This window comes from Nostoc sp. NMS9 (genome assembly GCF_017114995.1).
Taxonomy (GTDB): Bacteria; Cyanobacteriota; Cyanobacteriia; order Cyanobacteriales; family Nostocaceae; genus Nostoc.
Map to the genome: position 1 here is coordinate 178085 of NZ_JABXKL010000019.1, position 17619 is coordinate 195703.

At 40.1% G+C, this 17619-nt stretch carries 16 protein-coding genes and 1 pseudogene; 9 read left to right on the forward strand and 8 right to left on the reverse strand.

Annotation, left to right across the window (positions count from 1 at the left end):
- Nucleotides 1-40: 40 nt before the first annotated feature.
- The 4 genes from HWQ40_RS07680 to coaD all read right to left on the reverse strand — a co-directional run bounded on the left by HWQ40_RS07680 (nt 41) and on the right by coaD (nt 3660).
- A complete protein-coding gene (locus HWQ40_RS07680; protein WP_292776214.1) occupies nt 41-655 on the reverse strand; it encodes a hypothetical protein in 615 nt (204 codons plus the stop codon).
- A 50-nt stretch (nt 656-705) separates the two neighbouring features.
- Nucleotides 706-2238 carry an AAA family ATPase gene (locus tag HWQ40_RS07685; RefSeq protein ID WP_292776217.1) on the reverse strand — a complete coding sequence of 511 codons (1533 nt, stop codon included), beginning with the start codon at nt 2236-2238 and terminating at the stop codon, nt 706-708.
- Nucleotides 2239-2530: 292 nt separating this feature from the next.
- Nucleotides 2531-3199 (reverse strand): DivIVA domain-containing protein, encoded by a 669-nt coding sequence (locus tag HWQ40_RS07690; protein ID WP_292776219.1) that lies wholly within the window; start codon nt 3197-3199, stop codon nt 2531-2533.
- Nucleotides 3109-3660: a pantetheine-phosphate adenylyltransferase gene (coaD, locus tag HWQ40_RS07695; protein WP_292776221.1), complete on the reverse strand. Its 552-nt coding sequence runs from the start codon at nt 3658-3660 to the stop codon at nt 3109-3111. The genes HWQ40_RS07690 and coaD overlap by 91 nt, the downstream gene beginning before the upstream one ends.
- Before the next feature lie 295 nt (nt 3661-3955).
- Between coaD and lgt the strand changes: the two genes are divergently transcribed.
- Nucleotides 3956-4831, forward strand: a complete 876-nt coding sequence (gene lgt, locus HWQ40_RS07700; RefSeq protein WP_292776223.1) for a prolipoprotein diacylglyceryl transferase — start codon at nt 3956-3958, stop codon at nt 4829-4831.
- 234 nt (nt 4832-5065) lie between these two features.
- The gene (gene cobM, locus HWQ40_RS07705; protein WP_292776225.1) at nt 5066-5890 is read left to right on the forward strand and encodes a precorrin-4 C(11)-methyltransferase; all 825 of its coding nucleotides are present in this window, start codon (nt 5066-5068) and stop codon (nt 5888-5890) included.
- Nucleotides 5891-5963: 73 nt separating this feature from the next.
- Here the strand turns inward: cobM and HWQ40_RS07710 are convergent, their stop codons facing one another.
- Nucleotides 5964-6935, reverse strand: a complete 972-nt coding sequence (locus HWQ40_RS07710) for a DMT family transporter (RefSeq protein WP_292776228.1) — start codon at nt 6933-6935, stop codon at nt 5964-5966.
- Between the two features lie 898 nt (nt 6936-7833).
- Here HWQ40_RS07710 and HWQ40_RS07715 point away from each other — a divergent pair.
- From HWQ40_RS07715 to HWQ40_RS07740, 6 genes and pseudogenes are all read left to right on the forward strand, one after another.
- Entirely contained in the window at nt 7834-8922 is a 1089-nt protein-coding gene (locus HWQ40_RS07715) for a DegT/DnrJ/EryC1/StrS aminotransferase family protein (RefSeq protein ID WP_292776230.1), read from the forward strand.
- The gene (locus tag HWQ40_RS07720; RefSeq protein WP_292776232.1) at nt 8922-9872 is read left to right on the forward strand and encodes a hypothetical protein; all 951 of its coding nucleotides are present in this window, start codon (nt 8922-8924) and stop codon (nt 9870-9872) included. Before HWQ40_RS07715 ends, HWQ40_RS07720 begins: the two co-directional genes overlap by 1 nt.
- Before the next feature lie 44 nt (nt 9873-9916).
- Nucleotides 9917-10015, forward strand: a pseudogene (locus HWQ40_RS07725) (phenylpyruvate tautomerase MIF-related protein); the annotation flags it as partial.
- Nucleotides 10016-10094: 79 nt separating this feature from the next.
- Nucleotides 10095-11186, forward strand: a complete 1092-nt coding sequence (gene rlmN, locus HWQ40_RS07730) for a 23S rRNA (adenine(2503)-C(2))-methyltransferase RlmN (RefSeq protein ID WP_292776234.1) — start codon at nt 10095-10097, stop codon at nt 11184-11186.
- Nucleotides 11187-11330: 144 nt separating this feature from the next.
- A complete protein-coding gene (locus tag HWQ40_RS07735; RefSeq protein WP_292776236.1) occupies nt 11331-11996 on the forward strand; it encodes a bifunctional 2-polyprenyl-6-hydroxyphenol methylase/3-demethylubiquinol 3-O-methyltransferase UbiG in 666 nt (221 codons plus the stop codon).
- A gap of 288 nt (nt 11997-12284) precedes the next feature.
- Nucleotides 12285-12746 (forward strand): hypothetical protein, encoded by a 462-nt coding sequence (locus HWQ40_RS07740; protein WP_292776238.1) that lies wholly within the window; start codon nt 12285-12287, stop codon nt 12744-12746.
- A 435-nt stretch (nt 12747-13181) separates the two neighbouring features.
- On the opposite strand, the gene HWQ40_RS07745 is transcribed toward HWQ40_RS07740, so the two are convergent.
- Both HWQ40_RS07745 and uvrC read right to left on the reverse strand, forming a co-directional pair.
- A complete protein-coding gene (locus HWQ40_RS07745; RefSeq protein WP_292776241.1) occupies nt 13182-13379 on the reverse strand; it encodes a replication restart DNA helicase PriA in 198 nt (65 codons plus the stop codon).
- A 555-nt stretch (nt 13380-13934) separates the two neighbouring features.
- Nucleotides 13935-15812, reverse strand: a complete 1878-nt coding sequence (uvrC, locus tag HWQ40_RS07750) for an excinuclease ABC subunit UvrC (RefSeq protein WP_292776243.1) — start codon at nt 15810-15812, stop codon at nt 13935-13937.
- A 661-nt stretch (nt 15813-16473) separates the two neighbouring features.
- Between uvrC and HWQ40_RS07755 the strand changes: the two genes are divergently transcribed.
- Entirely contained in the window at nt 16474-16653 is a 180-nt protein-coding gene (locus HWQ40_RS07755; RefSeq protein ID WP_292776245.1) for a hypothetical protein, read from the forward strand.
- Nucleotides 16654-16674: 21 nt separating this feature from the next.
- Here HWQ40_RS07755 and HWQ40_RS07760 read toward each other — a convergent pair whose 3' ends face one another.
- A complete protein-coding gene (locus HWQ40_RS07760; RefSeq protein ID WP_292776248.1) occupies nt 16675-17097 on the reverse strand; it encodes a response regulator in 423 nt (140 codons plus the stop codon).
- Nucleotides 17098-17619: the final 522 nt, after the last annotated feature.

The following is a 17619-nucleotide window of genomic DNA, read 5'->3' on the forward strand; positions in this document are numbered from 1 at the left end:
TAATGCAAATGCTCGAATCATTTAATATTAATTATTATAGTTAATTATCTTCTAACTCAAAACACCAATCTTGTATTTCTATAACTTCTTTAATTTCAGTTTCCAATATTTGAAAAGCAGACAAAGCCCGTAACGCTGAAAAATCATTGATGATTTCTGCTAGTCTGTGAACACATCCATTAAGCTTATCCGACGAGAATTGCTTAAGCCGGCGACCTGTTAACCCACTAGCTTTGCATAAAAGTTCATGAAGAATATCTTTAGGATCAGGTAATTGTTCAAGTTTATGAATATTTGGCAATTCTAATGGCTCACGCCCACTAGGATTACCCGCAGCTTTCCGTAGAGCAGCTTCGTCAAATAAAAGCCACGCTTCCTGCATACGTACAGGAATAACACAAACATGAGGTGGTACTGCCAGTGATTGTTTAACTACTTCTACTGCTTCTCGAATTTCAGCCACACGATTTTCGCGTGATTCTTTTTCTGCATCTCGATGAATAAATAAAAGATCACAAGGATAGAGTTCTACGCTCTCGATGATACGTGGCAATAACTTTTTAGGTGGTTTGGGTAAGCGTCGCAGATCAGCCCAATTAGATTGAATAGCACACTCAACCTGATTTACCCGTAATAACCAATTGAGAATAGGCATCAGTGCTTTGTCTGAGCTACCGTCAGACAGAAAGGTGTAGCAAAGTTCTTTTATGTCAATTGAGTAGGGAAACCAGGAATTAGTGGTTGAAGATCATTTCTATCTATAACTCGGCGTTTTGGGGTTGGTATTAGTTTTGATTTTTGGGAGCTTTTTACCTCTCCATTGCTATCAGGCTCTAATTTCTCAATTACTACCGGATTTAGATAAGCAAGAAGTTTCCCTTTAGGGACAACATTTGTTTCTTCTGGCTCTTGCTCTCGCCAAGTATCAGGAAGACAACCAAAAGAAACACGCTTAAACCGTTTTCCTGAAAGTACTGTTTCCTTTAATTCAGCAACTAATAAGCTTTCATCAGGTACTTGCATCACTACAGATGGTGAGTGAGTGTTAATAATCACTTGGCGGAGTGGGTTATCTATACCAATAGCTTCATTAATATCAGTGGCGATGTCTTGAAGCAATTTCAGTATTTTGGGAATACGCTCAGGATGAATGCCGTTTTCCGGTTCCTCTAAACACAAAAGACCTTGTGCTTGTGAGTCTAATTCTAAAACTGCCAAAGCCAAAAATCGTAGGGTTCCATCTGATAACGCCCTCGCTGGATGTGAAGTACCATCTCTACCAATCACCATTAATGTGAGGAGTTCCCTACGTTCATCTCGATCAATCCCTACTTCACCCACATCATCAATTAGTTCTGCTAAAAGATTAGCAACTTGGCTGTAAACTTGTGCTTCAGCCTCATCCTCAGAAACTCCATCTAGAGAATAATTTTTATTTAACCTTGCTAGGTGATAGAGTGTTGCAGCCAAGTGAGAACCATCCATGTCTAATTTTGTAGGCGCTGTAAATTCGTCTGGTTGACGTAGGGCTGAAGGTTCTAATTGAAGTAATCGCCAAGATTGCATTTCTCTTCGCGCTAGTAAGGCTGTTGGACTTTCAGCAGCATTAGCAACAGAAAGTACTGTTCGAGGCAGATTTGCAGCTAGTCGAGATAGAGGTTTTCCTTTGATACCATCTTGATGTAGCTTAATGACAGTCTTATCTTTATCAGTCTCAGTTGAAATAAATGGTGAAGTTCTTTTTCCCTTAACTGCGGATTTACGCCACTCAACACTGTGAGGAAACAATAAGTTTTTTCTTGCATCACCAAGGTTGATATGAACTAACTCTTCTTTGAGAATTTCCAACGACCCTAAAGACCGTAAACTATCATCTGAACGATAAGCTAGAGTCAGAGAGTAACGAAGAAAGGTAATACTAGCTTTTGCCTGTTGTCCCAAATCATCTACGCCTTCCTCTGGTACGATCATTTCTGCCTCAAAAGATATTTTATCTGTATATTCATGACTAACTCGGTGAAATAGACTACGCACATCCGCTGTTCGTCCCTCTTCATCTCGCACAGATAAGGCAGCGTCAATTAGGGTTCGATCGGCGATCGCACTCAAAAACCTAATAGCATCAAATAAGTTAGATTTACCCACCCCATTAGCCCCGGCTACACAAGTAAATGGCCCGAAGCGCACATCAACATCGACGAGGTTCTTAAAACCAGAAACTTTCAACCTAGTTAGCATAATATTCCTCTGTTGGCAGAAAACATTGCAGAAGTGCCAAGCAGACGTGGCTCACAAACAGAGTAGACCTTCTTCTTCTAGTTTGACTGTACAACCTGAGAAATTTTGGATCTGGTTGGATAAAACCTGCTTATATTCTGATACTCGCAACGAGCTCAATCAGCTGTTGCGCCTCTAGCAAAGCATCTTTTGTACAAACGCGATGTGTACATTGCCTCTCTATGAGAAAAATGCATCAAACCATCTTTCTACAATCCCGTCAGTCCAAACTGGTAAATGCTAGGACTACAGTTTATCTTTTCTTACCAGGAGGTGAATTACGCTGGGTGAGGTTATCAATTTGCAATTGTTGCCGTCCGTTGGTGATAATTCGCAACATATCTTTGAGATCCTGCTCGATATTTCCCAAAATGCCATCGGCATAAGCATCAGCACCATCTTCAATTTCTTGAGCTTGAGCGATCGCATTTTGTCGCATCAGCTCTAACTCTTGCTGACAAGCATACCGCTTGCGGTCAATCTCGGCGAGGGTTTCTTGCATTATTCCCTCACACTCTTGTTGCACTTGTCGCCGCAGTCGTTCAGCTTCTTGTTCTGCCTGGTGAATAATATCGCTTTCAGCTAAAATTTGCGCTCTTTTGGCTTGTGCAGCCTCAACTACCTGCTGTCCATACTCTTCCGCCTCCAGCAGAATTTCGTCCTTTTGGTTGAGAACTGCTGCTGCTTCTTGAAAAAGTGATGGTAAAGCCAGCCGGATGTAATCAAGTTGATCTAGCAGCTTTTCTTCATCTATGAGTGTGCGTCCCGTCAGCGGAATCCTGAGACTAGAGAGAACCATTTCCTCTAGGCGGTTGAGTTCCTGCTGAATATCTATGCTTCCCTCTCCACCGAGATACTCTTGAGAGGGGGGATTGCTTCCGTTGAGATTGGGTTCAACATTGGAGATTTCTGATTGTAGCATTGGTATATATCTAGGGCAATGTGTGGGGGAACGAGATGATCGATAGAGCCACCAAACCTTGCAATCTCTTTTACCACACTACTACTTAAAAAACTATACTCATTTGAGGTTGCGAGAAAAACTGTTTCTATTTGGGTAGAAAGAGTTTTATTGGTGTGAGCCATTTGCAGTTCCACTTCAAAATCTGACACAGCCCGTAAACCCCGGATCAAAACTTGTGCTTGTTGCATTTGAGCATAATTGACGGTAAGACCATCAAAGCTGTCTACTTCTACATTAGGTAGATGTTCTGTAGAAAGACGGATCTGATCTAGCCGTTGCTCCACACTAAAAAGTGGCATCTTGTTAGGGTTCCGTAGTACAGCGACAATCACCCGCTCAAACAGCCGACTACCGCGCCCGATGAGATCGAGGTGTCCTAAGGTAATGGGGTCGAAGCTACCAGGATAAATAGCAATCACAATTTTAAATATATCAAAGTTGTTTAGGTGATTATATTGAAACCATTTTGTGTAACTTACTCAAATCTACCATCTTGCGCTCTCGGTAAGGATGGTAAAGTCAATTGTTTTAGTGGCACAAGTTATGCTCAACTAAGCGTTAGGAACTAGACTCCTAAATATGAATACTGGATTTTTACCTACGTCCCCACAATGTTGTGGAAGATTCAAGTGTAGTTACAGTATTCGAGACACAAGAAACTCCGTACTTAGCATAGTGCGCGGGTAGTTAACGAACTTTTCTAGGTAATTTTTCATGGCACTGGATTTTCCCACTTTGCCCTTGGCGTTTCAATTTACTTCTCCAGGACCGATTCTGGTGAAAATAGGGCCACTAAGTATTCGTTGGTACGGCTTGTTAATTGCCACAGCAGTTTTAATTGGCGTCATCCTTTCCCAGAATTTGGCAAAGCGGCGCAATGTTAATCCTGAGTTGCTAGGCGATTTGTTCTTTTGGTTGTTGATTGGGGCAATTCCTGGCGCACGTCTATATTACGTTTTTTTTGAGTGGTCAAAATATGCCCCAACTCCAGGAAAAATTTTTGCGATCTGGGAAGGAGGTATTGCCATTCATGGAGCGATTCTTGGTGGCGTTGTGGCTGCGTTAATCTTTGCCAAAATCAAGCAGGTTTCTTTCTGGCAACTGGCAGATTTAGTAGCACCTTCCCTGATTTTAGGGCAGGCGATCGGACGTTGGGGCAATTTCTTTAATTCTGAAGCTTTTGGCGATCCTACTAATTTACCCTGGAAACTCTATATTCCAACAGACCATCGTCCTTTAGACTATGTTAGTTTCGATTACTTTCATCCCACCTTCCTCTACGAATCTCTATGGGATTTAATGGTATTTACGCTACTAATAACGTTGTTTTTCCGGTCTTTATCCGGTAAGCCACGCCTGAAGGTAGGCACACTGTTCCTAATTTACTGGCCAGCCTACAGCTTAGGACGCTTGTGGATTGAAGGCTTTCGCACTGATAGCTTGATGCTGGGGCCATTACGGATGGCGCAAGTAGTCAGTAGTCTAGGAATTCTATTGGGATTAGTTGGATTAGCTTGGCTTTACTTACTCAAACGCCCTTTACCCGATGTAGTTCCTACTCTTAAGGGAAATGGGGAGAGAGGGGCATGAGGGAGAAATCAATTCAAAATTCAAAATTCAAAATTCAAAATTAAAGAACTTCTGCCTCCTGCCTTCTGCCTTCTGCCTCCTCTTTCCCAATGCCCAATGCCCAAAAATAAAAAATGCCCCAGAGTATTCTCTAGGGCTTAACCAGGGTGCATCTACCATTACTCTCTACTAGGGAAAGAGGGTGAATCCGGAAAGATACTGAGAAAATGCCAAAAAATTTTTTGAGGGATTGCCGTGTGTTCTTTTAAAAGTGAATATACAGAAAGCCTAAGCTATAAAAAAACACTACATACTGTAGAACCATCTGTATATATTGTCGGAGCAGGCCCTGGAGATCCTGATTTATTAACGGTGAAGGCTCAGAAACTACTGGCTGTTGCTGATGTGATTTTATTTGCTGATTCTTTAATACCCAAACAAATTTTAGAACTTTGCCGAAAAGATGCGGAGATAATTAGGACTGCGAATCAAACTTTAGAAGAAATTTTGGCGATTATGATCGATAGGGTGCGATCGCAGCACAAATCTCTAGTCCGTCTCCATTCTGGCGATCCTAGTCTTTACAGCGCCATCCACGAGCAAATGCACCTCCTCGCAGAGGCAAATATTCCTTTTGAAGTCATCCCTGGTATCAGCGCCTTTCAAGCTGCTGCTGCCAAACTCAAACTAGAACTGACTGTCCCTGGTTTAGTTCAAACCATTATTTTGACACGCATCAGCGGACGTACAGAAGTCCCTGCCACCGAAGAATTAGCTACTCTTGCAGCACATCAGGCTAGCCTCTGTCTGTATTTGAGTGCCCGTCACGTCGAAAATGCTCAAGCCAAACTACTCGAACACTATCCAGCCGAAACCCTGATTGCCATTTGCTTTCGCATCGGCTGGCCCGATGAAAAAATTAAGGTTGTCCCTCTAAATCAAATGGCAGACTGCACTCATCAAGAAAAACTAATTCGCACTACACTTTACATAATCAGTCCAGCGCTTTCGACAACAACAGGGCGATCGCGTTTATATCATCCCGAACATAATCACCTATTTCGCTCATCTCATCACTAAATGGTGGGCATCGGGCATTGCGTGGACATTAGCGGAAAGTATAAGTTCCTTAAAGAGATTTAGAGTAAGTAGCTTATTGTTTATCCGCTCCTTTACCAGTTTTTGCAAGATATATGCCTTGTAATATTACGCTAAGAGCCAACAAGTTAAGCAGACTTAAGCTTTCCGAAAAGATGAACCAAGCAAGAATTGCAGTCATTACTGGCTCAAGCAGAAGAAATATAGTGACCAAGGATGAAGAGAAATACTTGAGACTATAGACTACCAATCCATGTCCTAAAGCTTCACAGATAGCAGCTAAACCAAATACTGCTAGCCAACCCAACCAGGAAATCGGAAAAATTTGGTCTTCGACTGTCAGCACTACTGGTAAGATAAACAAAGTACCTAAAAAGCAGCGCCATAGGAGTATATTTTGTACAGGCAATCTGGTTCTTAGTCGTTCTATGATTAAGAAACTTGCTGCATAAAACACCGAAGATAACAAAGCAGCTGCATCACCAATAATGAGAGTTTGGCTGTTTAAGCTATTGCCAGATCCTAGCAAATCATCTAATCCGAGAGTAAATGCCCCTGCTAAGGCAATTAACATACCAGTCACAAATCTGCGGTCAAAACGTTGACCTAATATCAGCCAAGCTCCCAAGGTGGTGAATAGTGGAGGCATATTAGACAGTACTGTAGCATTAGCAGCACTGGTTTGAGTCAAAGACCAAGTCCAGAGGAATCGACCCACCACATGAACAACAGCTACTGCGACTAAAAGTATAATGTCCCTAGATTGGTAGCGTTCTTTAGCTATGGGTTGGTCTTCTAAATTTTTGGTGCGTAATTCGTTGAATCCATTCCACAGTCCAAAAATAATCGTAGCTATCCAAAGACGATTAAATACCGTAGCATTAGCGCTAATTTCGCGAACCGATAGCTTGATAAAGATTGCTGTAAAGGAAAGAGCAACTAGGGCAACAGATAATAAAATTAATGCTATCACATTTGGCGATCGCTCTACACTTGACTCTGTTGATTCGAGTTTATTTGTTGTCATGAATACCAAGTTATGTTTCCTGAAGAAAGCTGTAGTGAATTAAATCTTTAAGTGTGTTGTTACCTTTAAAGATCGAGGGTTATAAGGAGACTTTTTACGACTCCAAGTTTTAAGTCCGTGCCACAAACCAAAGGCGATTGTAGCGAACCGGTGGTGATGAAATGCTACGACATTTGCACCAATTTCGCGTTCACATAATTTCACCAAGACTGGCCCCAAAGATTCGATTCATCCTCCCAGGCTCAAAACGATGTCTGTCTTGAAAAGTGACGCTCCTGCGTCGCTAACGCTGCGCTAACAGAGACGCTCTCTACGAGACGCTGCGCGAACGCGGACACGAGAAAGCGTGGCGCTCACGGCCCAAGCCGCCGCTCCACGCCAGTTCGCACAAGTCTCTTAACCCTTTCCCTTGCGCCTGGCTCGACTTTTCGCTACAACGGGCTACACCTACGCCTAAATTTTTGTCAATAAGTAGGAGTTAATGAGATTACCTTCGGCTCTATTGAGAAGATAATAGTCTTGTTGACATGAGGCGGACACCCTCCAACCATTGGGAAAAAGTTCTCTCTATTCAACTTTTTTGCAAGTGGTTTGTACTATGGTATATTCATTTTAACTGAGATTTAATCGGTTATTAACCTAATAGTTCAATGCAAAGTGTTTTCAACCTATTGTTAATATTTATACAATTAGGTTGGAATTCTTGTATTTACATCACCCTGAAGTTTCAGATAGCTAAATTTTGAAACGCCAGAGGTGAAGTAAGTGCTCTATAAAGATATTTGCATGAACTCACATCGGTTTGTAGTACTCTGATTGAGGTCTAAAACCGAAATGTTTCAATGATAACAAAAGAGGAAGAATCCTCTACTGCACAAAATAAAAGTATTGACCACAGATGATTCCTCAAATTGAACCTTGGATTGATGAAAAAGAGTTGGATCAATTAAAGCGGGTTATTGACTCTACATATCTTACGGAAAACAAGATTACTGCTGAATTTGAAGAAGGAATAAAACAATTAACGCAAAGCAAGTATAGTATAGCAACTTCAAACGGAACGACAGCTTTATACTGTGGACTAAAAGCATTAAATATTGGTTATGGTGATGAGGTAATTGTACCGAACTTAACATTTGCAGCCTCATCCAATGCAGTCATTATGGCAGGGGCTAAACCTGTCTTTTGCGAAATAAAAGAAGAGACGCTGTGTATTGATGTTGAGGCAGCAGCAGCATTAGTTACTGAGCGCACAAAAGCCATAATGCCAGTTCATTTATATGGGCAAAGTGCTGATATGGTAGCTGTAGAAGAATTTGCTCATAAGTTCAACCTGAAAGTAATTGAAGACGCGGCCCAAGGAATTGGGGTAAAGTTTAAAGGAGAACAGGTAGGATTAAGAGGCGATGTTAGTGCTATTTCATTTTCTGGTAACAAAACAATTACTTGTGGTGAAGGAGGAATAATACTGACCCAAAGCGACACAATCGCCCAAGCTTGTCGTCGGTTAAAAACACAGGGACGCGATCACAGAGGAACATTTGTACACGAACATATAGGATTTAACTTTTCTATTACTGAACTACAAGCAGCAATTGGTATTGCACAGCTCAAAAAACTGCCAGAAATTATTCGGCGTAAGCAGGAAATTTATGATACTTACAGCAAAGGGCTAAGAGATATACCTCAATTACAACTGCTCCCAGTAGATGAACGCTGTGAACCTGTATATTGGTTTACCTCCTATTATGCAGAAAATCGAGATGAATTAGAAAACTACTTGTTAAATAACGAAATTCAGACACGGGGCTTTTTCTATCCGCTTCATATGCAGCCTTGCTACAAAGATTTCGTTAAGCCAAATGTTGAATATCCTATAAGTACCAAGGCATACGAGCAAGGGATTTCATTACCATCAGCTTATGGATTAAAGCCGGAACAGCAAGCATACGTCATTGAAAAAATCCGTCAGTTTTATTTAGGGTAATGAGTACTTTTAAATTTCCTCAGTACCTAGAAAAACTTGTTTCTAAGCTTTCAGATTTGCCTGATGGCAAAATTTTAGCTGAAGCTTTGGCAACAGGGAAAGATTTTATTACGCTACTTCAGCACCAGGAAGTTAAAGGCATTACAGATATTCGGACAATTGAAGGGCAAGCTCCTCAAAATATTATAGGAGAGCCTATTAATACTAACTTTTATGACTACATAGATAATATTATTCGGCCGCAAATTGCATCAGGAGAAATTTCTGATGGTAAACAAAGTAAATATGATGATAGAAAAGTCAGATGGTCTGGAGCAGGCGTAAAGGGAAACTGGTTCCGAAGAAATGAAGTTTTATACTTAGAAGTTGGGCCGACAACTTATCCAAGATATCGTCAAGACATTGAGAGAACTAAAGCAGAGTCTTTACAGTTGATGCTCAAAGGATTAGAAAAATATAACGAGCCCTTCGGATATTTTACACGGACAATCGGCGTCACTGTAATTCCTATATCTAAGCAGGGCAGCGTTTATATTGGAGAACGTTCGCCAAATGTTGATTGTCCGGGATTATTAAATTTTGTAGCTGGTCTTGCCACATTTAATGAAATACAAGCAAATATCAACTTCTATGCTGATGCTCAACGAGAGTTAGAAGAAGAACTCGGCATTTGTATGGAACTTAATAATTCTAATACTCAATTTATTGGTATTGCTGGAAATCCTTTTACTAGCGAAAACGATCTAATTTTTATAGTTCAAACTTCTGTTTCTGAAGATCATTTTGAATCTCAAATATTGACTGAACACTCGCGGCTTGTACGTTTAAAGAATAAGTCTGATGCTGAAAACCTGCTTGACCAAGGATTGTTACCTGGGGAAAATACAAAAAAAGCGATCGCCTACGCCTCTAGAATAGGACTAGAATATTTGGTTAAATATATTTTTTAAAAATTTATACTAAGTATCACAATTTTCTTTATATTAGGACTCACGTCAACCAAACTCTAGGTGTGCCGAAAAATCGCATTTACATAGAGTTTGCAGATGCTAAGGGTGCAATGTGGGGCTGGAACGGCACAACTTTTGGCTAATTTCCCGTCTTCTTTAGTCAAGACTAACTCGATCTAGCAGGTGTAGGATAGAGATCCAACATCAACTCGTGATTTTTTTATGTCTGCTACGCCTCTTGTATCTCAGGTTGACTTCAACTCAGAAAAATCAGAATTAATCCCTCCCCTTCTAGGCGCTTCTCTGGCGGAGTTAAGCACTTGGGTGCAGCAACAAAGACAACCTGCTTACAGAGGAAAGCAACTGCATGAATGGATATACGACAAGGGGGTGCGATCGCTAGCTGATATTTCTGTCTTCTCCAAGCAATGGCGTACAGAACTAGCAGAAGTTCCGATTGGGCGCTCAATTTTACATTACCGCTCTGAGGCTCCCGATGGTACGGTCAAATATCTTTTACGATTAACAGACGGGCAAATTATAGAAACTGTAGGCATCCCTACCTTCGCAGAAAGGGGAGAAGGCCCAAAAGCCCGTCTGACAGTTTGTGTTTCTACTCAGGTGGGTTGCCCAATGGCGTGTGATTTCTGCGCTACTGGTAAGGGAGGCTACAAGCGCAACTTAGCACGGCACGAAATTGTCGATCAGGTGTTGACTGTGCAAGAAGATTTTCAGCAACGGGTTAGCAATGTGGTGTTTATGGGACTGGGTGAACCGTTGTTGAATACTGAGAATGTCCTAGCAGCCCTAAAATCCCTGAATCAAGATGTCGGTATTGGGCAGCGATCGCTTACAGTTTCTACAGTGGGGATTCGCGATCGCATCCGTCAGTTCGCGCAAAACAATTTGCAAATCACTCTGGCTGTGAGTCTCCACGCCCCCAACCAAGCACTACGAGAAAAACTCATCCCCAGCGCCCGCGCCTATCCTCTAGAAGATTTACTGGCTGAATGTCGGGAATATGTGGAAATCACTGGACGCCGCGTTACTTTTGAATATGTTCTTCTCGCTGGTATTAACGATTTACCAGAACACGCATTGGAACTCTCAAAATGCCTGCGAGGATTCCAAAGTCATGTGAATTTGATTCCTTACAATCCCATCCAAGAAGTAGACTATAAACGTCCCAACCGCGATCGCATTCAAGGTTTTGTGAACGTTCTCAAGCAGCAAAATACTGCTGTTAGTGTCCGTTATTCCCGTGGTTTAGAGGCTGATGCTGCTTGTGGACAACTCAGAGCAAGTAAAAACTAAAATTTTTACACAGAGTTTTTTGAGCAACACGTAGCTACAAGTTTAGGTTAAAGGAATCGTACTATTATACTTATAGTGCTTCCAAGTACGTATTTATATTTCTGCTTTTTTGTTTCTTACTAAGAATTTAGGGCTGCTATACCAATGAATGAATCTACACTTCTTTACGATGAGAATTTTTTTAATAGCAAATATTTTCAAACTGATTATAAAACTATAGCTACGACGATTTTCAACTTGTATCAACCAAAAAAAGTTGCAGATTTTGGTTGTGGCCCTGGCCATTTAAGTAGAGAGTTAGCAAAATTAGGTGTTAAAGTAACTGCTATTGATGGTTTTTCTCAGCCGGATTTTTCTGATTTAAATGTTGAATTTCATCTTGTAAATTTGAACGACTCAATTGCCATAACTAATATATTCACTAACAGAACATTTGATATGGCAATTTGTTTAGAAGTAGCGGAACATTTAAATCCGTCAGTCTCATCAGAGTTAGTTACTTGGTTGACAAAAGTAGCGCCAGTAGTAGTATTTTCTGCCGCAGTTTTGGGACAGGGTGGAGTTGGACATATTAATCTACAACCCCGTGATTTTTGGCATGGTCAATTCACCCAACACAGTTTTTTATGTGCTGATAGAATACGAGAACAATTACGTTTAGTGCCTAGTATTGCTCCTTGGTATCTTTATAACATTTTGGATTATGTTCACACACACCATCCTTTAGTACCGCAAGCAGAGGATGTAATTCAACGCTTAATTGCATCTGAATCGGCAGCAACTAGTGCCTATTTTGGTTTATGGCGTTGATGATTGCAGTATGAATGTAACTAAACAAAGGAATAAAAAGGAGTCAGCCCCAACTCTTGGAGACGCTACGCGAACGGGGAAGTCAAAAGTCACGCATTCAAAAGTCAAAATTAATAATCCCCATAAATAAATTTCGGGGCAAGTAAACGGACGAGGAGTATCGTTATTCGCCCGCTATTTATCCCACGCTGCCCTATCGGGTCAGGGGTGGGACTTCTGTCGGTTCAAGCTAAAATAGATACTTCAGGATAAAGCGATCGCTCAACCCAACCAATCACAAATAACTATATGTTGAATCGATCATTGACGCTTAAACTATGGCTACTAGCGATTGTTCTTGCAAAAGCTCTGCCCATGAATTCTCCTGCTTATGGACAAATAATTAAACCGATTCCTCAGCAACCTGAGTTCTTTCAAGAAAGAATGAGACAACAACAAGAGGAACGAACTCAGCAAACACAAGAGCAATTGAAGGAAACATGGCTACGCCAAAACCTTCAACAACCACGACAACAACAACAACAACAGCAAGAATTTACACGACAACGGCAAGAACTAATACGCCAGCAACAATTTAGACTACAACAGCAAGAAACAAGACTACAACAGCAACAATTTACACGACAGCAACAATTGAGAATACAAGATCAACAACTCAGACAAGATCAACAAATTAGACAACAGCAACAATTTAGATTACAAGAACAGAGACGACAGCAAGAACTTAGACAACAGAAAGAAAACCTGTGAAGTGTTCAAAATTTCTGTTGAAGAAGAATTCAGGATCCAGAATAAGAAAGTCGGGAATACCCTGCGGCATCTTGCTACTGAGTCGCCACTAAGGTAAGTAAACGGCTAAATCTTCTTTTTCAGAGACGTGCAAAGGACGACTTAGCGTATTTATTAAACATATTTCTTCAGAAGCTCTCTATGAGACGCTGCACTATCCACTAGTACTTCGACCCTTCTCTACGTTCGCGCAGCGTGTCGCAGACAGACGCTGCGCGTAGCTTGCTTCCACGTTCGTGTAAATGTCCCGTAGGGAAGTGGTACAACAAGCTCAGAGCATCGCAAGTTCAGTAACCTTCCGACTCCAATTCATACTGAATTCTGACTTCTGACTCCTGAATTCTGTTTTGATAAATAACTTTTTTATTAAAAATTAGAGAAAATCTTCTCCAATTTTTAATTTTTTCTTATTAGCTCGCGGTGTGCATGAATGCCAGGGGCATACGCTTCAATTACTTTGCCAGTGCGAGTGCAACTAATCATCAAATAGTCACAACTTGGGCATTGTGTCCGAGTTAATTGACTATCAGAAATATAATAACGCTCCGCATGACTACCACAATTCGGGCAGTAAATCTTTTGTACTGTCTGCATTTTAAAACCCCTGGTTGTAATTATTTTTTATTTGGTAAAGCTACTAGTTAAACCAGGAAAAAATCTGGTTCGACCCAATTTAACAAACTGCTGTAATATTGGCTGATTATTTTAAACAAAACTTCAGGTTTGATAACTTTCCCATATCTTTATCTATTATTCTAGAATTTCAGTGATTTTACCCTCCTACTTTAGATACATAAATTGTTTTTCAATTAAATGCTGCTTAGAGATTTACTGATCCCTATGATTAATGCCTTGAGAGAGCTTTGTTTATAGTCATTTCAGACGAATACAAAAAAAGCCGTTCTTGTATTCAAAAATTAAACAACATAAATTACTGTATATTTAGTCACAAAATCTCTATCTTAAGATTTAGTTAATATTTGCTGGCAATATTTGTGAGATTAAATTCTGGTGAGATAATTTAATCAAAACTTCCAAACTTCAGAAGTAAGGAGCGGCTTCCTTTACTCAAAACTTCAGGAGCCGCTCAAAATTCTCTTCAAATTTTGTTTTCACCTCTTCTTCAAGGTGACAATGGGAGTTGTCACTTCAAGCAGGATGAAAATAATCGTAAATTTCTTGAGCCAAACGCGGCCCAATTCCTGCTACTTCAGTGAGTTGCGTGGTTGTCGCTTGCCGAATATAGTCAACTGAGCGAAAATGCCCTAGTAGCTGTTTTTGTCGATGATGTCCTAAGCCAGGAATTTCATCTAAACGCGATCGCTTCAATTTATCACTGCGCTGCTGACGATGGAAACTCACTGCAAACCGATGCGCTTCATCCCGCAGCCGCCGCAACAACTGTACCCCAGGTTGTTCTGCATCAGTTGTTAAGGGTTTAGATTCTCCTGGTAAAAAAATCTCTTCTCGCTGCTTTGCTAAACTTACAACTCGCAAGTCTTCTAATAAATTCATCTCTTGCAAAACGGCGACAACCGATGATAACTGACCTTTACCACCATCGATCATGATTAAATCAGGCCAGTCAGGATTACCCAAACGTGTTAATTGCTGATTTTCCCCATATTTACGGAACCGCCGCTGGATGACTTCAGCAAGACTAGCAAAATCATCTGAGTGTCCTGCTGTCACCGTAGGATTTTTAATTTTGTAGTGGCGATAGTGCTGCTTTGCGGGTAATCCGTCGATAAAAACAACTTGCGAAGCTACTGCATTTGACCCTTGAATATGGGAAATGTCATAACCTTCAATGCGGTGAGGTACATCTGGTAAATCGAGAATGGCGGCTAAATCTTGCATTGCTTGGTGATTGCGATCGCCAAATTTCTGCATTCTTTGCAATTCATACTGAGCATTTCGCTCTACCATCTCAATTAATTCTGCTTTAGTTTGGCGTAAAGGAGTCAATATTGTGACTTTTTTGCCTTTACGTTGAGTTAAGACATCCGCCAATATCTCAGCATCTGGTAAATCATGCTGTACCAAAATCTCTAAAGGTATTTCTACGGAATCAGCAGTTTGGTAATGTTCCTCTAAAGCTCGTTGTAAAATAGCTCCCGGTTCTGCGTGAGCATCCGCCACAAAGGCTAAACGTCCAACCAATTGCCCAGCGCGAATCTGGAATAGTTGAATGCAGGCGTGCTGTTCGTCGGCTGCCAGTGCGATCGCATCCCGCGAAACTGTATCATCTGGTAAGGAAACTTTTTGGTCAGCTGTCAGCGACTTTAACCCAGAAATTTGATCGCGAATCCGCGCCGCTGACTCAAAATTCAAGTTCTCAGATGCTGCGTTCATCTGTTGGGTCAAAATATCAATCAGTTCCTGAGTTCGACCTTGAAAAACCATCGCTATTTTTTGGACAATTTTGCGATATTCTTCTGGTGAAATCATCTGTTGACACACACCTGGACAACGCCCTAAATCAAAATTCAAGCAAGGACGGTCTTTAAAAAGTGGTTGAGGTCGTTGTCGCTGTGGAAAAATGCGCTTGCAGATACGGACGATTTCTCGCAATAAACCAGCATCAGTATAAGGCCCGTAAAATTTATCCTTTTCTTTACCGAATTGGCGTTTACGGGTAATAAAAATTCGCGGATAATCTTCTGACCAGGTAATGCAGAGATAGGGATATTTTTTATCATCTTTGAGCAGCACGTTAAAGTATGGTTGGTGCTGCTTGATCAAATTGGCTTCTAGCGCTAAAGCTTCGGCTTCTGTATCAGTGACGATGAATTCAATTTCTGTCACCAACTTGACCATTGTGGCGATACGTTCACTCTTGTTGTAGCCATCCCGGAAATAGGAACGGACACGCGATCGCAACTTACGTGATTTACCTATATATATAATGCGATCGCTCGTGTCCCGCATGAAATAAACCCCCGGTTCCGGTGGAATTTCGGCTAGACGGTTTTCTAGTCGTTCTAGCTCTTTAACCAGTGGTAATATTTGAGTAGATATTGTCACAACCAAAATTAGGTAATCTTTCTCTATTCTAAGAAAAATTATTTTTTCGTGCCGATTTAACAAATTATTTATCAAGTAAATATAAAGTAGCAGCCATGAGTGGCATATACCAGAACAGATGAAAGAGGGGCCGGGGACTGGGGGAGAATAATAACTCCTAACTCAGCACCGATCAAGCCCTAGCTATCCGCTAACAGCATCAATCCAGGTAGGCTTTTAGTCCGCACAAAAGTCTGCTGTAGTCACTTATTCGGCTTCCAAGCTAGAGGCTCGCCAGAAAACTTACTGCAAGCATTAAAACTTTGGAGCCGACGAGAGTTTGTCTAGCTGCAACCTTAGTCATTGGCTGCTACTGTCAGAATAAAAACTTTGCTTTTTGAATTTATAATTAATATTTTTAAATTCATAATACATTATTATCTGAAACTTTATATTTTAGATTCGATGATAATATTTTTGTATTGACATATATTTTTTATTAATAAACAATAGGCTTGTATATTGCTTGTATAAATATCACATAAGATTTTTATTTATTGATACTATTTATGTTTATTTTTTGAATTTGTAATATTAAGCGAATTAACTGATTTAGTCAGTTAAATTTACGATTATGATTGAGAATATATTTATTATGATGATTTCAGACGAGAGCTAAATTATGAATTTACAAGATTTTGAAATCCAGTATCGTGAGGCTATGGCTGAAACTCTCAATGAACTCCAAACAGCAGTTTTGTTATTAGCGCAAGTACAACAGAGAATTTCAACAATTGGCAGTTCTGTACAAACTCTTAGCGAGTGCGTTGAAGAGTTTATTGCTGACCAAAAAGCGGAATAAATACACGCCTAGCAAAAAAGCTTATCTGTGGCGATAAGTAAGCTGTTCTTCAATTGCAAGGATGAGATCCTTGAGTTTTAAAGGTTTGACAAAATAGCTACATGCACCCAAACTCAGAGCTAGTTCTTGATCTGCTTTAAAAGCAAAGGCTGAAACCACAATGATAGGTATTTTTGACAAATCAGGTTTTTGCTGGACTTGTTTTAAGAGTGAATAACCGTCAATATCTGGCAATTTCAAGTCTAATAACATTAAATCTGGCTCGAATTTCTCTATGGTTGAGAAAAAAGCAGAGCCTTCTGATAAACTTTCGACTTCATACCCACAGTAACTTAGATAGTCACTAAGTAACATCCGATTGAGGTAATGGTCTTCAACTAGTAAAATTCGTCTAACTTTGTGTGACTGCAATGGCTGATTTATATTGAGTAATTGTACTGTCATTGCTACCTATTATCTGATTATCTTAATTAAAAGCCAACAATTATTACCATAAACTAAAACAGTAGTGCATTTAAACAGTGAAACAAATAGAAATTATACTTAGTGTAATCTAATCAAAGATATGAATAAATCAAATTTAGCTGCATTACAAAACTAAAACAATAGTATCATTAAATACAATTAAATCAAAAATTCAGCTTTTTTTTAGGAATTTTTTATAATTTAGAGTATTCAGTTAACATCTGTTTTTACAAATTTAATTGCCTAAAATTTATAAGTAAAACTACTTAAGTAATACTGGAACTAATATTATAGTAATTGCCCTTCCTAAGGATGTGAGGGTAAGTAATACCATTGTACGAAATCTATATTAAAAACAAATCAAGTTGGTAGAGGCATACTGATGTAAAATCTTGCAATCGATTTATTTGTTGCAAGTATTTTTAGAAACAGTATAATCTAGAAGATTAAATTATCTTATAGCTGCAAGGAATTATTCATCAAAAAAGGGAGCTGTTAGCT

Excerpts from the sequence above, each read along its gene's own strand:
- HWQ40_RS07755 (WP_292776245.1), top strand. The coding sequence starts at position 16,474 with ATGAATTTACAAGATTTTGAAATCCAGTATCGTGAGGCTATGGCTGAA.
- HWQ40_RS07735 (WP_292776236.1), top strand. The coding sequence starts at position 11,331 with ATGAATGAATCTACACTTCTTTACGATGAGAATTTTTTTAATAGCAAA.
- HWQ40_RS07740 (WP_292776238.1), top strand. The coding sequence starts at position 12,285 with ATGTTGAATCGATCATTGACGCTTAAACTATGGCTACTAGCGATTGTT.
- HWQ40_RS07680 (WP_292776214.1), bottom strand. The coding sequence starts at position 655 with ATGCCTATTCTCAATTGGTTATTACGGGTAAATCAGGTTGAGTGTGCT.
- rlmN (WP_292776234.1), top strand. The coding sequence starts at position 10,095 with ATGTCTGCTACGCCTCTTGTATCTCAGGTTGACTTCAACTCAGAAAAA.
- HWQ40_RS07685 (WP_292776217.1), bottom strand. The coding sequence starts at position 2,238 with ATGCTAACTAGGTTGAAAGTTTCTGGTTTTAAGAACCTCGTCGATGTT.
- HWQ40_RS07710 (WP_292776228.1), bottom strand. The coding sequence starts at position 6,935 with ATGACAACAAATAAACTCGAATCAACAGAGTCAAGTGTAGAGCGATCG.
- lgt (WP_292776223.1), top strand. The coding sequence starts at position 3,956 with ATGGCACTGGATTTTCCCACTTTGCCCTTGGCGTTTCAATTTACTTCT.
- HWQ40_RS07720 (WP_292776232.1), top strand. The coding sequence starts at position 8,922 with ATGAGTACTTTTAAATTTCCTCAGTACCTAGAAAAACTTGTTTCTAAG.
- HWQ40_RS07715 (WP_292776230.1), top strand. The coding sequence starts at position 7,834 with ATGATTCCTCAAATTGAACCTTGGATTGATGAAAAAGAGTTGGATCAA.
- HWQ40_RS07690 (WP_292776219.1), bottom strand. The coding sequence starts at position 3,199 with ATGCTACAATCAGAAATCTCCAATGTTGAACCCAATCTCAACGGAAGC.
- HWQ40_RS07760 (WP_292776248.1), bottom strand. The coding sequence starts at position 17,097 with ATGACAGTACAATTACTCAATATAAATCAGCCATTGCAGTCACACAAA.
- HWQ40_RS07745 (WP_292776241.1), bottom strand. The coding sequence starts at position 13,379 with ATGCAGACAGTACAAAAGATTTACTGCCCGAATTGTGGTAGTCATGCG.